16 protein-coding genes and 1 pseudogene are annotated in these 14,303 nt (G+C 40.9%); 5 read left to right on the top strand and 12 right to left on the bottom strand.

Annotated features, from left to right (window positions below):
* Positions 1 to 3: 3 nt before the first annotated feature.
* The 4 genes from LG273_RS04260 to mmgD form a co-directional block, all read right to left on the bottom strand.
* Positions 4 to 210 (bottom strand): hypothetical protein, encoded by a 207-nt coding sequence (locus LG273_RS04260; protein WP_379562246.1) that lies wholly within the window; start codon positions 208 to 210, stop codon positions 4 to 6.
* Between the two features lie 80 nt (positions 211 to 290).
* Entirely contained in the window at positions 291 to 1,193 is a 903-nt protein-coding gene (gene prpB / locus LG273_RS04255) for a methylisocitrate lyase (RefSeq protein ID WP_404458041.1), read from the bottom strand.
* A gap of 12 nt (positions 1,194 to 1,205) precedes the next feature.
* Positions 1,206 to 2,642 carry a 2-methylcitrate dehydratase gene (gene prpD, locus LG273_RS04250; protein WP_404458038.1) on the bottom strand — a complete coding sequence of 479 codons (1,437 nt, stop codon included), beginning with the start codon at positions 2,640 to 2,642 and terminating at the stop codon, positions 1,206 to 1,208.
* Between the two features lie 24 nt (positions 2,643 to 2,666).
* Positions 2,667 to 3,773 carry a citrate synthase gene (gene mmgD, locus LG273_RS04245; RefSeq protein ID WP_404458035.1) on the bottom strand — a complete coding sequence of 369 codons (1,107 nt, stop codon included), beginning with the start codon at positions 3,771 to 3,773 and terminating at the stop codon, positions 2,667 to 2,669.
* Positions 3,774 to 3,922: 149 nt separating this feature from the next.
* Here mmgD and LG273_RS04240 point away from each other — a divergent pair, with 149 nt between their 5' ends.
* The 3 genes from LG273_RS04240 to LG273_RS04230 all read left to right on the top strand — a co-directional run bounded on the left by LG273_RS04240 (position 3,923) and on the right by LG273_RS04230 (position 5,984).
* Positions 3,923 to 4,792 (top strand): LysR family transcriptional regulator, encoded by an 870-nt coding sequence (locus tag LG273_RS04240; protein WP_379562250.1) that lies wholly within the window; start codon positions 3,923 to 3,925, stop codon positions 4,790 to 4,792.
* Positions 4,793 to 4,890: 98 nt separating this feature from the next.
* Positions 4,891 to 5,064 (top strand): YjzC family protein, encoded by a 174-nt coding sequence (locus tag LG273_RS04235; protein ID WP_379562251.1) that lies wholly within the window; start codon positions 4,891 to 4,893, stop codon positions 5,062 to 5,064.
* Positions 5,065 to 5,234: 170 nt separating this feature from the next.
* The gene (locus tag LG273_RS04230) at positions 5,235 to 5,984 is read left to right on the top strand and encodes an SDR family NAD(P)-dependent oxidoreductase (protein WP_404458031.1); all 750 of its coding nucleotides are present in this window, start codon (positions 5,235 to 5,237) and stop codon (positions 5,982 to 5,984) included.
* 70 nt (positions 5,985 to 6,054) lie between these two features.
* Here the strand turns inward: LG273_RS04230 and LG273_RS04225 are convergent, their stop codons facing one another.
* Complete coding sequence (locus tag LG273_RS04225; RefSeq protein WP_404458029.1) at positions 6,055 to 8,619, bottom strand: heavy metal translocating P-type ATPase; 2,565 nt, start codon at positions 8,617 to 8,619, stop codon at positions 6,055 to 6,057.
* A gap of 12 nt (positions 8,620 to 8,631) precedes the next feature.
* Positions 8,632 to 8,952, bottom strand: coding sequence for an ArsR/SmtB family transcription factor (locus LG273_RS04220; protein ID WP_379562254.1), 321 nt, complete (start codon positions 8,950 to 8,952; stop codon positions 8,632 to 8,634).
* 137 nt (positions 8,953 to 9,089) lie between these two features.
* Between LG273_RS04220 and LG273_RS04215 the strand changes: the two genes are divergently transcribed.
* Positions 9,090 to 9,437: a hypothetical protein gene (locus tag LG273_RS04215; RefSeq protein WP_404458026.1), complete on the top strand. Its 348-nt coding sequence runs from the start codon at positions 9,090 to 9,092 to the stop codon at positions 9,435 to 9,437.
* Positions 9,438 to 9,526: 89 nt separating this feature from the next.
* Here the strand turns inward: LG273_RS04215 and LG273_RS04210 are convergent, their stop codons facing one another.
* The 6 genes from LG273_RS04210 to LG273_RS04185 all read right to left on the bottom strand — a co-directional run bounded on the left by LG273_RS04210 (position 9,527) and on the right by LG273_RS04185 (position 13,707).
* Positions 9,527 to 10,402, bottom strand: coding sequence for an IS3 family transposase (locus LG273_RS04210; protein WP_404459472.1), 876 nt, complete (start codon positions 10,400 to 10,402; stop codon positions 9,527 to 9,529).
* A gap of 11 nt (positions 10,403 to 10,413) precedes the next feature.
* Complete coding sequence (locus LG273_RS04205; RefSeq protein WP_379562994.1) at positions 10,414 to 10,716, bottom strand: transposase; 303 nt, start codon at positions 10,714 to 10,716, stop codon at positions 10,414 to 10,416.
* 283 nt (positions 10,717 to 10,999) lie between these two features.
* Positions 11,000 to 11,881, bottom strand: a complete 882-nt coding sequence (locus LG273_RS04200) for an aminoglycoside 6-adenylyltransferase (protein ID WP_379562257.1) — start codon at positions 11,879 to 11,881, stop codon at positions 11,000 to 11,002.
* A 234-nt stretch (positions 11,882 to 12,115) separates the two neighbouring features.
* On the bottom strand, positions 12,116 to 12,343 hold the full coding sequence (locus LG273_RS04195; protein ID WP_404458022.1) for a hypothetical protein: 228 nt from the start codon (positions 12,341 to 12,343) through the stop codon (positions 12,116 to 12,118).
* A 13-nt stretch (positions 12,344 to 12,356) separates the two neighbouring features.
* Positions 12,357 to 12,764: an NUDIX hydrolase gene (locus LG273_RS04190; RefSeq protein ID WP_404458019.1), complete on the bottom strand. Its 408-nt coding sequence runs from the start codon at positions 12,762 to 12,764 to the stop codon at positions 12,357 to 12,359.
* Positions 12,765 to 13,158: 394 nt separating this feature from the next.
* Positions 13,159 to 13,707: an NUDIX hydrolase gene (locus LG273_RS04185; protein ID WP_379562259.1), complete on the bottom strand. Its 549-nt coding sequence runs from the start codon at positions 13,705 to 13,707 to the stop codon at positions 13,159 to 13,161.
* 136 nt (positions 13,708 to 13,843) lie between these two features.
* Between LG273_RS04185 and LG273_RS04180 the strand changes: the two are divergent.
* Positions 13,844 to 14,295: pseudogene (locus tag LG273_RS04180) on the top strand (GyrI-like domain-containing protein).
* Positions 14,296 to 14,303: the final 8 nt, after the last annotated feature.

Below are 14,303 nucleotides of genomic sequence, written 5' to 3'. Positions count from 1 at the left end.
AGTTTAACCAGGGAGACTAAAACAATCCGTATGGAGAGGCACAGATCTGCTTAACAACTTAACTTGCTTGGTGTCACTTCCCACTGCTCTTGCGTCTCTTTTCACCGCTGGTGCGTCTCTTTCCTCTGCTCTTGCGTCTCTTTCCTCTGCTCTTGCGTCTCTTTCCACCGCTCTTGCGTCTCTTTCCTCTGCTCTTGCGTCTCTTTCCACCAATGTTGCTTACGTTGACGTAAGCAGACCACAAAAAACTCCTCCAGCAAGAAAGATTCACCTTACCAGAGGAGTTCAACCTATTTATCCAACACCGTCTTCGCGATATTCTGATCTAATTCTTCAAAATCATGATAGGAGATCGTTTCATACAGCTCTTTTCTTGTTTGCATATCATCAAGGGCATCTTTTTGTGTGCCTTCCTCTTTAATTAATTGGAAGACGCGTTCGTATGCCTTGGCAGCTACACGTAAAGAGGTAACAGGATAAATTACCATTTTAAAGCCCATTTCTTGAAAGGCCTCGGCTGTAAAATATGGTGTCTTGCCAAACTCTGTCATATTTGCAAGAAGAGGAACATCCACTTTTTGAGCAAAGAGGCGAAATTCTTCCTCTGTTTGTAAGGCTTCTGGAAATATTGCATCTGCCCCGGCTTCCACATAAGCCAATGCCCTATCTATCGCCGCTTCCATACCTTCGTTCGCTTTGGCGTCCGTACGAGCTACAATAACAAGGGAAGGTGCTGCCTTTTTAATTGCCTGGATTTTCTGGGCCATTTCCTCAGTCTTGACAAGCTGCTTTCCATTCAGATGCCCACACTTTTTTGGAAGCTGCTGGTCCTCAATTTGTACCGCAGCTACATTCGCTTCTAACATTTCTCTTGCTGTCCGTGCAACATTTAGTATCCCGCCAAAACCTGTATCGATATCAACCAAAACAGGTAGGTTTGTTGCCCGAATGAGGTCACGTGCCCTGTCTGCCATTTCCGTTGAGGTGACCATACCTAAATCTGGCAGGCCTTTGCTTGCGGTATAGGTTCCCCCAGAAAGATAGAGTGCTGAGAAACCCGTTTTTTTGGCAATAAGGGCAGCCATGGCGTCATGTGCACCAGGCATTTGCAAAATCGTTTCCTGTTGGATCAGCTCCTTAAATTGCCCTGCAAGTTCCTTCTGTGATTTGGGTTCATCTACAATCCATGCCATCTTGCATTCCTCCTATTTAACAAAAAGCTCCATAAATTCATTTACATTCATTGCTGTTAGTGTATCGTACTCATAGCTTACCGCTTCGATTCGTTCTAGCTGTTTTCTGGAATATTGCGTAGCCAAGTTCGCAGCATATTTTTCTAATACTTTCGGTATTGCTTCGTCCCTGCGAAAGCGGTGTCCAAGCGGGTATTCGCACGCAATGCTCTCTGTTGAAGTTCCATCTGTAAAGTGAACCTGTACAGCATTCGCAATGGATCTTTTCTCAGGGTCTAAATAGTCTTCAGTATACGCTTTGTTTTCCGTAACGAGCATTTTATCTCGTAACCTGTCAACTAACGGATTCACTGCTGCCTCGTCCTCATAATCCTCTGCCACAATATTTCCTTTAAGCAGTCCAATTGCCGTAATGTACTGCAAGCAATGATCCCGATCAGCCGGATTGTATAGAGGCCCTTTTTTATCAATAATACGAATTGCTGATTCGTGTGTGGAAATGGTAATTTGATCAATTTCATCCCAACGATCCTTCACTTCCGGATAAAGCTGAATTGCCGCTTCTGCAGCTGTCTGTGCATGGAACTCTGCAGGGTAGGAAACTTTAAATAGTACATTTTCCATCACATAACTATCAAGTGGCTGATTTATTTTTAGCTCCTGTTTATTGAAAAGGACATCCTGGAAGCCCCAGCCTGGTGCACTAAGCGCAGTCTGATAACCCATTTCACCTTTCATTGCCATCATCGCAAGGCGGACACCCCGACTTGTGGCATCTCCCGCTGCCCAAGATTTACGGGAGCCTGTATTTGGAGCATGCCGATACGTACGCAAGCTGGAATTATCTAACCAAGCATTAGATAAGGCATTTACGATTTCTTCACGTCCCCCGCCAAGCATCTTGGTTACGACTGCTGTAGTGGCGATTTTCACGTACAGAACATGATCGAGACCGACACGATTTAAACTATTCTCCAGTGCAAGAACCCCTTGGATTTCATGGGCTTTAATCATCATTTCAAGAACGTCCTGCACCTTTAATGGTGCTTGACCTTTTGCCAGTCTTTCCTGACTAACATAATCTGCTACTGCCAATATCCCACCTAGGTTATCAGAAGGATGCCCCCACTCGGCAGCGAGCCATGTATCGTTGTAATCAAGCCAGCGAATGATGGCCCCAATATTAAAGGCTCCTTGAACAGGATCCAACACATGAGAGGTACCTGGTACCCTTGCTCCGTTTGGCACGACGGTTCCTGGCACAATTGGTCCGAGCAGCTTTGTACATTCTGGGTAATTTAATGCTAAAACCCCACACCCAATCGTGTCTAATAATATATAATGCGCTGTATTATAAGCTTCCGTGCTCGTAATGTCTTTGTTCAACACATAATCGGCAATTTCCTCTAACAATACGTCTGTTTTATTTTGTTCATTCGTTGTTTGCATTACCTTTCTCCCCTTTGTCTTCGATTAATAGCTATTTCCAACATAATTTACGCGCGGACGGAACAAGCGATTATTCTCATGCTGTTCGATCACATGTGCACATAAGCCAGCAGTTCGCGCACTAAAGAATATTGGTGTATACAAGCCAATTGGTATTCCTAACATCCAGTAGACAGGTGCCGCATAGTAATCAAGGTTTGGATAAAGCCCTTTTTCTTCCCGCATTACTTTTTCACCAGCCTCACACATTTCCAGTAATGTGTGGTCGCCTTTTTTGTCACATAGCTCTTTTAAAGACTGCTTCATGACCAGCGCCCGCGGATCCATTTTCTTCATGTATACACGATGGCCAAAGCCCATTATTTTCTCTTTCTGACTTAGTTTTTTCATAAGTAACTCTTCAAAGGCAGCTGCTGACTTTACTTCGTTCAACATGTACATGACCGCTTCGTTAGCTCCACCATGCAGGTTCCCTTTTAAGGAAGCTACTCCACCAGTTAGCGCACCATATAGGTCCGCGTTTGTTGAAGCAATTACCCTTGCTGTAAAAGTCGAATTCGGCATTTCATGCTCACTATATAAAAGAAGGGAACGATCAAAGATTTCTGTTTGCCAGTCCTCAGGCTTTTCTCCCGTGATCATGTAAAGAAAATTAGCGCTGTAAGACAAATTCTGATCTGGCTTTACAGCTTCCTGGCCATTGATTAGTCGGTAGCTGTTCACGGTGATTGCCGGTAATTTCCCCAAAAGGCGATATGCTCTTTGCTTATTTACTTCGCTTGAACGGTTATCAAGATCATTATCATATCCTGAAAGCGCTGACAAACCTGTCCGCAAAGCATCCATTGGATGGGTGTTTTCTGATAGCAGCTCAAGTATTTTTAAAACGTTTTGTGGAATGTCATACTCTCCATTTAGTTTTTCCTGAAGATTTGTTTTTTCATTGGAATCAGGCAATGTTCCTTCTAAAAGCAGATGAGCTATTTCTAGGTAATCATGCTGCTGAGAAAGCTCAATCAGTTCATGCCCTCTTATAATAATTTTCTCCTGCTCTGTGTCCAAAAAGGAAATGGTCGTTTCGGCTGCCACTACCCCGGCAAGCCCCGGAACATACTTTTCTTTTGTATCCATTGTTTTACCTCCTCTAGTTTTTCCGTACAAAATTCGAAAACTTCGCTATCTTGTCATAATTTTATTATAAAATTGAAAGAAAGATAAGAAAAATATATAATTTTAATAAGTATCCATAGATTTTTTCAATGGCAGGGAGGTAGTTGTAGGTGAAATTTCAAGACTGGGAAATGCTAGCCGCCATGCATGAAACAGAAAATATAACCCAAGCAGCAGAACGATTATTTCTCTCACAGCCAACCTTAACAACCCGTTTGAAGAAGATGGAGGATTATTACGGGGTGCAGTTAATTAACCGTAAGCAACGAGGGATCACCTTTACCCCAGAAGGCGAGCAACTGGCACAGCATGCAATAAAGATGTTATTTGAGCAGCGAAAAATTGAGGAAAAATTGCATAACATGAAAAATCAGGTGGCAGGGACACTTCGGGTTGGAGTTTCGAATTTTTTTGCGTTGAACAAAATGCCGAAGCTCCTTCGTCTGTTTAAACAAAGCTATCCGGATGTTGAGTTTCAAGTTGTAACTGGTTGGAGCAGTGACATGCATAAACTCATCTCCAATCATGATGTCCACATTAGCTTTATTAAAGGGGATTATATATGGAATGACTGTAAAGACCTGCTTTATAAAGAAGAGCTTTGCATTGCCTCCCCGTGGAAATTTAAAATGGAAGACCTCCCATCCATGCCACGAATTGACTATTATACCGATGAGAAGATGCGAACAATTGTAGAAAATTGGTGGTACAGCCATTACAAAGAACAGCCAAACATTAATATTCAAGTGAGTCAGGTGGAAACGTGCAGGGAAATGATTATTAATGGACTGGGCTATGCGATCTTAGCTAACTTAGTCGTACGCCCACACCCTGAGCTTTTCATTAAACCTCTTTTCCTGCCTAACGGAAACCCGATCACTCGTAATACATGGATGTACTATCATGAAGAAAACCTTGACCTTAACATCGTTAAAGCCTTTGTTGAATTTATCCAAACCATTGATGTCAAAGTACTCTGAAATCTCCTCTTCTATTATGTGTTTACTAGCGACAAAATCCGGTAACAGTACAGTAGAATCATAAAGGATTCTTCAAAAAACCAATGGAGGTGGATGAGATGGCTACAAAATTTAAAACAGGTGAAAACGCACCAGAGAGCGGTAAATACAAGGTTGATAGTCTAGTGAACGGTGGATCAACAAACGATGAGGCGACCATTGACATCGAACAAGGAGAGCAATTCCCTCCTTCCCCTTCAAGTAATGATGCAGCATATTGGGTAAAAGCGTAACCTAATGGAAGATCCCCTCTTGAAATTTATTTCAGGAGGGGTTTTTGTATTCGTTAAAAAAGTCTATGAATTCTGCGTATGGATTTTGGAAGCACCTTCTTTTATTTTAAAAAGAAGAAAGAGGTATAATAACATTGTAAATAATTCAAGAAAAAAGTGGAGGTATTCTTATGAGTAAAGTTGCAATCGTAACAGGTGGCGGTAGTGGACTAGGACAAGCTACAGCTGTTCGTCTAGCAGAAGAAGGAGTCAACGTTGCTGTCGTTGACGTAAGTGAAAAAGGCGGAAATGAAACTGTAGATAAGGTTAAAAGTGCTGGAGCTGATGCAATATTTATAAAAGCGGATGTCTCCAAAGCTGAAGAAGTAAAACAATATGTTGATAAAACTGTTGAGAAGTTTGGCCAAATAGATTATTTCTTTAATAATGCTGGAATTTCCGGTAGTGGTGGATACTACTTAGACACAAAAATTGAGGAGATTGAACAAATCGTTGGAATTAACCTATTAGGTGCACTTTATGGTGTTCGCTATGTAGCAGATGTAATGCTCAAGAACGGCGGAGGTTCCATCGTGAATACTGCTTCTAGTGCTGGTGTGATCGGGCAGGATTCTGTTGTCACCTACTCCGCAACGAAGCATGGTATTGTTGGATTGACAAAAAGTATGGTTGCAGAATATGCAAAAGACGGCTTACGTGTAAATGCTATTGCACCTGGTCCAACTGAAACACCGATGGTTAAAGCTTTCTATGAAGCGAACCCGGAAATGAAAGAGAATGCAGAAAGCGGCATTCCTCAAAAACGTCTAGGTACACCAGAGGAAGTGGCAGAATTAGTAACCTTCCTACTAACTTCTAAAGCTGAATATATTAACGGCGAAGTAATTCGTATCGACGGTGGATTTACGAATACGAAATAATGTGCCATTAAAAAGCAGGCAACCTATTGGGATGCCTGCTTTTTTTATTATTTTGGTCACATAACAACAATTAATCTTTAACACGTAAAAGCCGTAATGCATTTAAGATCACAATAATTGCAGCACCTGTATCACTTAATACGGCTAACCAGAGTGTGAGCCATCCTGGGAAAACAAATACAAAGGCGATTAGCTTAACAATTAAAGAAAACCAGATGTTTTGTTTAATGATAGCTAATGCTTTTCTACTTAGCTTAATTGTATGTGGTAGCTTTTCCAGATTGTCTGCCATTAAAACAATATCTGCTGTTTCCATTGCGGTGTCTGTACCTGCACCACCCATGGCGATGCCTAAATCAGATGTAGCTAGAGCCGGAGCGTCATTGATCCCGTCACCGACCATCGCTACTTTGTGCCCTTCTTTTTGCAACTGTTTCACTGCCTCTACCTTATCTTCTGGGAGAAGCTCTGCAAAATAACGGTTTACACTAGCTTCTTTGGCAATCATCTTCGCCGTACCTTCATTGTCTCCAGTTAGCATAACGACTTGATTGATACCGACCTGTTGCAAGTTATTGATAGCTTTTACCGTAATTGGTCGAATGGTATCTGCAACAGCGATAACACCCATGACTGCTGTTTGTGTCCCGATAATTACAACCGTTTTTCCTTCGAGTTGAAGTTCATTAACTTTGTCGCTGACACCACCCAATGGTACGTTCAGTTCTTCAAACAGTTTTAAATTCCCAGCAAAGTAAATTTCACCATCGATCGTGGCCTGAACTCCTTTACCAGCTATACTTTTATATAGCTCACCACGTCTAGCTTGAAACCCTTTCTCTTTCGCATATGCCACAATCGTTTTGGCGATTGGATGCGTCGAGTATTCTTCTAGGGTTAACCCAATCAAAAGAAGTTCGTCTTCTGATATTGTCAATGGTTGTATTGTGGAAACTTTCGGTTTACCTTCTGTTAATGTGCCTGTTTTATCAAATGCAATTGTTTTAATCGCGCCTGCCGTTTCTAAAAATGTCCCACCTTTTATGAGCACACCATTCTTCGCCGCGTTTCCAATTGCAGAGACGATAGCAACAGGTGTTGAGATTACTAATGCACACGGACAAGCAACAACTAGTAACGCAAGCCCTTTATATGCCCATTCGCCCCATTCCCCAAATCCAAATAGTGGTGGAAGGACAATAACAGCAAGAGCTAACAGAAACACAATCGGCGTATAAATGCTGGCAAACTTATCAATAAATGCTTGTGTTGGAGCCTTTTGCTCCTGTGCTTCCTCTACTAAATGAATAATTTTTGAAATGGTTGTATCCTCAACTAATTTTGTAACCCGAACTTCAAGTGACCCACTTTCATTAATCGTACCTGCATAGACCGTATCGCCAATCATTTTATCAACTGGAATAGATTCTCCTGTAATAGGAGCCTGGTTAACGCTTGTTTCCCCTTCGATAATCTCACCGTCTAGCGGGATTCTATCCCCAGGTTTGATGACAATTATATTTCCAATACTTATATCATCTACTGACTTTTCAACTAACTCTGCGCCAGCTCGTACCCATGCTTTTGATGGGGCAAGGTCCATTAAATTACGAATGGATTTTCTTGTCTGTTCAATCGATCTATTTTGAAGTGCGGTACCTAGCGCAAACAGCCACACTACCGTTGCACCCTCAAACCATTCGCCAATAATAGCAGCGCCAATTGCCGCAACAGACATGAGCACATTCATATCTAATGAACGACTTTTAATCGCATAATAAGCGCTTTTGGCTGGTTTTGCTCCACTTACCACGATAGCAATTGCATATAAAATTGTTGATATGCTTGCTGGCATCCCAATAAATGAACCAATAAAACCAATAGCAAGGAGGATACCTGTAAAGGTGATCATCCCAAGCTCTTTTTTGTTCTTTGGTTTTGCTTGAGACTGGCGATTATTCGTTTGCAACTTAGCCTTATAACCGAGTTTAGATACCTCAGAAACAATTTCATCCACCGAATTATCATGCTCCAGCTTCATTTTCCCTGTAGAAAAATGCACCTTTACATCTTTAACAGAGGGATGATTTTTGAAATGATTTTCGATACTTTGAGCACAGCTTCCACAATCCATGCCTTCCACATCGTACGTTCTAACATTTTTATTTTGTATAATAGGATCGACCTTAAAACCTAGCTTGTTTACGGTATTCTCGACTTCGTTAAGTGGTGCCTTTTCATTGGCTATAACTTTTAACTTGGCAGTATTATAATTCACCTTCGCCTCTTGCACCATATCAAGACTACGTAATCCCTTTTCGATCGTTAAAGCACAGGAAGGACAGTCCATTCCTTCTACTCGGTATTCAACCTCTTGCCCTGTTGGAGAGAAGTCATTTTCAATCTCCGGTTCAGCTTTGGAAACCCCGCAGCAGCTTGAGGCATTATTCATTGTTCGAGATTCTGTGTCACCCTTGTCATTACCGCAACAAGAGGATGTGTCATCTTCGGATAAATCTTGAGTCTTACAGCAGTTTTCCGTATCATTGGTGCCAACTGCTTGACTTGGCTGGTTACTGCAGCAAGTATTATCCTGAAGCCTATTCGTCTCTGAGCTACAGCATTTTTCAGTCATTTCTTCGCCTCCTTACTCTACATTGCGGTCACAGCAAGCGACATCGTTTTCGACATCTTCCAGCACGACATCAATCATGGTTAATAAATCACGTACTAACTGGTTGCGCACCCGATAATATACATATTTGCCTTCCTGCCTGCTAACAACAAGTCCACAACCCTTTAAACATGATAAATGCTGTGAAATATTTGACTGATTGCCATTAATGTCCTGTACAATTTGAGAAACTGTTTTCTCATCTTCTTTTAAACTTTCCAGAATTTGAACCCTCGATTTATTAGAAAGACCATGTAAAAACTTCATTTTCGTATCTATATCAACTTGTTTCATCTTGTTTCCTCCTCAACATATTAGTTCTTACTAATGTGTTTGTTGTTATCATATTAGCAGTACCTAATATGTGTGTCAATGATATTTGTTTAGAGGGTAATGCTTAGGTTTTTTGTGTGGGAGGAGGGGGGCTTTGGTTGATTGCGAGGCTGTATTGGTTGATTGCATTGCTGGCTTGGTTGATTGCGCTGCTCCCTTGGTTGATTGCACGGCTGCATTGGTCGATTGCGAGGCTCCCTTGGTTGATTGCGCTGCTCCCTTGGTTGATTGCACGGCTCGCTTGGTCGATTGAACGGCTGCATTGGTCGATTGCGCTGCTCCCTTGGTTGATTGCGCTGCCGCCTTGGTCGATTGCGCTGCTCCCTTGGTCGATTGCACGGCTCCCTTGGTCGATTGCGCTGCTCCCTTGGTCGATTGCGCTGCTCTCTTGGTCGATTGTGGACTTCTGTCAAGAAAATGGACATTTTAAAATGGTGCTTGTTTAAAGAAAAATCCTACCGCACTTCGTTTGCTGCGTGATGAATAAATACAAAGTAAAAACCTCACTTTGTACTTATTCATCACAATGGTTTGTTTAAGAGGTTTTTTTCAGTATGCTGTTTTGGTAATGACGTTCAAAGTGATTAGGAGAATAGTACCCTAGAGTCGAGTGTCTTCTTTTCTCATTGTAACGATTACTAATATAGTAATTAATGGCTCTCATGGCCTCAGCACGCTTCTCAAACCGGACTCTGTATACAAGTTCTTTTTTTAACGTGGCATGAAAAGACTCTATACAAGCATTATCATAAGGGTTTCCAATTCTACTCATGCTTACTTCCATTTTCCTTTCTTTCAACACTTCCATATAGCCATGTGAACAATATTGTGACCCTCGATCAGAATGGTGTATGAGTCCTTCACCAGGCTGGCGGGTAGCTATGGCCATTTTTAAAGCAGCTAATGGCAATTCCTTTTTCATATTAGGTGCCATACTCCACCCCACCATTTTTCTGGAAAATAAGTCGATAACTGACGCTAAATAAAGCCAACCCTCTATTGTCCAAATATACGTAATATCTGTGACCCAGGCTTTATTAGGAGCGTCTACAGTGAAGTTCTGGTTTAAGAGATTAGGATAGATCGGTAGATCATGATTTGAATCTGTAGTGATGATTATTTTTTCGGTTAGAGTAGCCCTGAGGCCCATCTCATTCATCATGCGGGCCACAGTTTTTTGACAAACCGTATAACCCCAATCTATTAAATCTGCGTGCACCCTCGGACTACCGTAGGTACCAAAACTTTCATGAAACGATTGGCTAATCTTTTGTTTGATTTCTTCTCGATATCTTTCTCTCTCTGTTAAATCAGCTTCTTTTCTACAAAGCCATTTATAATAACCACTTTTCGATACCACTAGTACCTCGCACATCTTCACCACCGAATAATCCTCACAGTGATCGTAAATAAATTGATATTTTACTCTTGGTTTTTCGTGAAGATGTGCATGGCCTTTTTTAGAATTTCATTTTCCTCTTGGAGCTTTTCAAGCTCCTTTTTGTGGGCCTTCTTTAAATCTTCAAACTCAGATGGCGTTATATACTCTTGGGGTTGGTTACTCTGTAGTTTTTCTTTTCTATGTTTTTGTACCCACTTTCCTAGTGTGGAAGCCGAAAGGCCAAGTTCGTAAGCCACATCGGTTATCTTCCTTCCCTCCTCTACAATTAATTTCACTACATACTCCCTGTACTCTTTATCATATTGTTTCCCCAAAGTGAACACGTCCTTTTATTATTTAGTTCATTATAAAACAAACCACTTTTCACATGTCCACTTTTTAGACTAACCTCAATTGCACGGCTGCATTGGTTGATTGCGCTGCTCTCTTGGTCGATTGCTCGACTGCATTGGTCGATTGCGCCCCTCCACGGCTAGTCGATTAAGTGACAAGCTATCACATAATACTAGCTACGCCACAGCATACCTCTTCTAAAACTCTTAAACTTTCCCACAAAAAAACTACCCATCACGGGTAGTTTCTCCAAACCTGTTTAAATATAATTCTTTAAAATACACCCTCTGCATCTGCTGATAAATTTCTAACCTGCGCTAAATAAGCCATCATATTCCGATCATCTTCAACTGGATAGGTGAAACGGAAATGAACCGCGACATCCTTAGCCAGAACCCTGAATAATTCGCACGTTACAACAATAGAATCCCACATATTTTCATAATTAGCATTCGAGTATGTCTCTTCATATAACTTCCAGTATGAAGCAGGCAAATACTTTTTAAAGTATTTGCCTAGCTTTCCTGTCGAAACCTGAAAGTCTGTCTGAATACCAATCCACCAACTAACCATCACATCCAGTGCGTCTCTCATGGTTAATTCAAACATTTGCTTCGCATAAGGGAGTTCATCTCGCCAAATTCCTTTCGCTACATTTTGTAAACACCACCAGAAATTGTTTGTATAGCTGTCATAGGCCTCTTTGGTTGGCTGTTGAAGATGATAATCCTCATCAGTTGGCTCAGATATTTGTGGTAGAATATTATCTTTATCCAATAAGGGTATAGTAAGCTTATCCAGTTCATATTCTTCTAGCATTTTAGCCTTCGTTTTCAGTTGGAGGTCAATTCGATTTCCATCTGTAAACAACATTAATAACCCGTAAGAATGTAAAATCTCACTATCTATTTCTTTCCCAAAGTTATTTTTATCAGGCTCTTGCATCATAAGTAATTTGCCAAAGTCAGCAATCCACGCTCTCTCCTTAATAAATGGAGCAAGTTCCGTAACCACATAAACAATATCATAATCTTGAAAAATATCTTTTAGCACATTCGGATTTGTTCTGGACCCATTCATATATACTGCCCGAATTCGCTCATCACTCTCTGCTTTATGTAAAATTAAATCCATCATTTCTTGCTCATTCCGCATAGGTTTCCTCCTATTTTATCTATCAAAACTACTCAAGTAACGTCCAAAAAACCCCTCAGCACAGCTCTTAACAACCAAAATAATAATCTCAAAGGCAATAAAATTATTTCTGGCACCCAAACAAGTATATCCACGAGAAGGTCCCACTTCGTGTAATAGGCGTCGTCCTTCCTTGCTTTTCTTGATTTAGCCTTCTTTCGTTTCCACCATTCTTTCAATTTAATTCACCTCATGTTACTTCGCTTTTTTAATAAACATCACATAGAAAAGAAACGCTAAGTATAAAAGACTTATATGCGCACTAACCAAGTAAGAAATATATCTAACATAATAACCTGTTGATAAGGCAACACTTTCTTTTCCCATGATCATAAAATTAGACACGATATCTGGCAAAAGAAGGCTTACCAATACTATAGCCAATATACTAAATGCAAATTTTTGTTTTCCTGCCAAAGCCATCCCGTCCCCTCCATTAAAAATCAATACAAAAAGGCTGTAGACTATCATCTAGGCAGTATTCTATTCTCTGTCTAAAATTCTTCCATGTTACCATCTTTAAAGCCTGCTCAATTGGGAAAAAACCGACTTCTAAACTTTCTGGACTTGTCGTTGGCTCTCCGCCAATAGCTTTTCCTAAGAACAATGCATTACATATAGAGCGCTCTACATTTTGAAACACACCACAAAATCTTGTTATTTCAATATCTATGCCTGACTCCTCTTTCGTTTCTCTTATTGCTGCTACTTTTAATGCTTCTCCTTCTTCAACCTGACCACCGGGCATTTCCCATCCCCTTTTCGGCCCTTTAATTAATAATATCTCTTGGCTTTCGTTCAATACTATTGTTGCTGCAGATACAATATGTTTCGGTGGCATCATCCATTCTCCCCCCAAATCTTATTTATGTAACAAAAGCGCAAGCGCCCGTTTAGAGACGTACGGACTGGGACTGCGATTACTCGCCCCACCGAAAACCTTTTGGACTGAGCCGTAGGAGATAAAGGAAAAATTCCCCTGCAAAAGGGGTATGTCGGCGTTGGCCGGTAAGGCCGGTTTTAGTCGACCTTCCTCCCCTTTGGAGCTGATGTTGACTTTCACCGCAAGGGTATAAGTGCGACTAAGCCTCTGGTTATCACCAGTCGGCAAGTCTTCTTTATCGTACGGAGGTGAGGGAAGTCTCGCTAGTCTCTGGGCGCTGGAGCTGGACGTGGCTGTTTCTGTCTAAGAACATTATACAGCAAGTATTTATACTTTCTTATTTCATAAATAAGCACTACCTAAAAAGAAAATCCTTCGCCATATAATAAGCACTAGCAGTAAACAACTGAGTCTTAACCTGATTGTTTCTTATTAATTCCCCTAGCTCATCAAAGTCTACTAAAGTGGTTGTAATGTCTTCCGTATCATCTAAGTCCTGGTCAAATTCTTTATACGCATCTTGGATTAAAAACGTTATGATCTTATTTGTCTGCGTAGCAGGATTGACCATAAACTCTCCCAATTTTATCGGCCTCTTCTCTGAAGTAAACCCCGTTTCTTCTCGCACTTCCCGAACCATGCCTTCTTCGTATGTTTCATTTCCCTCTGGTTTTCCAGCTGGAATTTCTAAATAGAAATCCTGTCCTGCTTGTCTATACTGCTTCACGAGCACTACTTGCTTATTTTCCGTGATCACAACAGCATTAACCCAATCGGCATACTCATTAACATAATATTCATCAATCATAATTCCATTTGGAAGCTCACACCTATCTTTTCGTAAGTTACCGAATGGCGACCTATAAACATATTCTGAGTGAGTTGTTTCCCAGCGCCGCACCATCAATCCCCCCTCTTAATCTATTGTAAATACCTTACGATACATAATAACAGAAAATTTTAAAATATATGAGGTGAAAAATTTTATATCATGATACATTCAACATGTAACAAACCAATATAGAAAGTAGGAGAAATGATTGAAGATGCACATAGAAGCTCTTTCAAATTACCGCCTCGCTTATATACGTCGAGTCGGTCCTTATGGTTCCACCAATATTCAAGCAATGGAAACGCTAAAGAATTGGGCAAAAGAGAAAAACTTGTTAACCAGTTCAGCTGTGATTTTTGGGATGCACAGGACAATCCTGAAACCACTCCTCCTGAGGACTGCAGGTACGATGTCTGTATCGTCATTTCAAAAGATTATCCGCTTAATAATTCTTTAGAGGAAGGAAAACTCGCTGGAGGAATATATGCCATTTTTAAGGTGGAGCACACAGCCGAAGCTATTCAAAAAGCATGGGCTGCTATTTTTCCATCAATCAAAAACAGTGGCTACAAGATGGATAATAAACCAATATTAGAACGATATAATGTTCAAATGGTCGAAGCCGGCTATTGTGAATTATGTGTTCCTGTTTTTTCGTAAAAGGAAAA

The sequence above is a fragment of the Oceanobacillus kapialis genome, from assembly GCF_044790185.1.
GTDB lineage: Bacteria > Bacillota > Bacilli > Bacillales > Amphibacillaceae > Oceanobacillus_B > Oceanobacillus_B kapialis.
The sequence above is the reverse complement of the archived record's forward strand: the minus strand, read 5'-3'. Positions and strand labels throughout refer to the sequence as shown.

Bases quoted from the DNA above. Each gene is read 5' to 3' on its own strand.
- prpB (WP_404458041.1), bottom strand. From the start codon at position 1,193: ATGGCATGGATTGTAGATGAACCCAAATCACAGAAGGAACTTGCAGGG.
- prpD (WP_404458038.1), bottom strand. From the start codon at position 2,642: ATGCAAACAACGAATGAACAAAATAAAACAGACGTATTGTTAGAGGAA.
- mmgD (WP_404458035.1), bottom strand. From the start codon at position 3,773: ATGGATACAAAAGAAAAGTATGTTCCGGGGCTTGCCGGGGTAGTGGCA.
- LG273_RS04235 (WP_379562251.1), top strand. From the start codon at position 4,891: ATGGCTACAAAATTTAAAACAGGTGAAAACGCACCAGAGAGCGGTAAA.
- LG273_RS04230 (WP_404458031.1), top strand. From the start codon at position 5,235: ATGAGTAAAGTTGCAATCGTAACAGGTGGCGGTAGTGGACTAGGACAA.
- LG273_RS04225 (WP_404458029.1), bottom strand. From the start codon at position 8,619: ATGACTGAAAAATGCTGTAGCTCAGAGACGAATAGGCTTCAGGATAAT.
- LG273_RS04220 (WP_379562254.1), bottom strand. From the start codon at position 8,952: ATGAAACAAGTTGATATAGATACGAAAATGAAGTTTTTACATGGTCTT.
- LG273_RS04200 (WP_379562257.1), bottom strand. From the start codon at position 11,881: ATGCGGAATGAGCAAGAAATGATGGATTTAATTTTACATAAAGCAGAG.
- LG273_RS04195 (WP_404458022.1), bottom strand. From the start codon at position 12,343: ATGGCTTTGGCAGGAAAACAAAAATTTGCATTTAGTATATTGGCTATA.
- LG273_RS04190 (WP_404458019.1), bottom strand. From the start codon at position 12,764: ATGATGCCACCGAAACATATTGTATCTGCAGCAACAATAGTATTGAAC.
- LG273_RS04185 (WP_379562259.1), bottom strand. From the start codon at position 13,707: ATGGTGCGGCGCTGGGAAACAACTCACTCAGAATATGTTTATAGGTCG.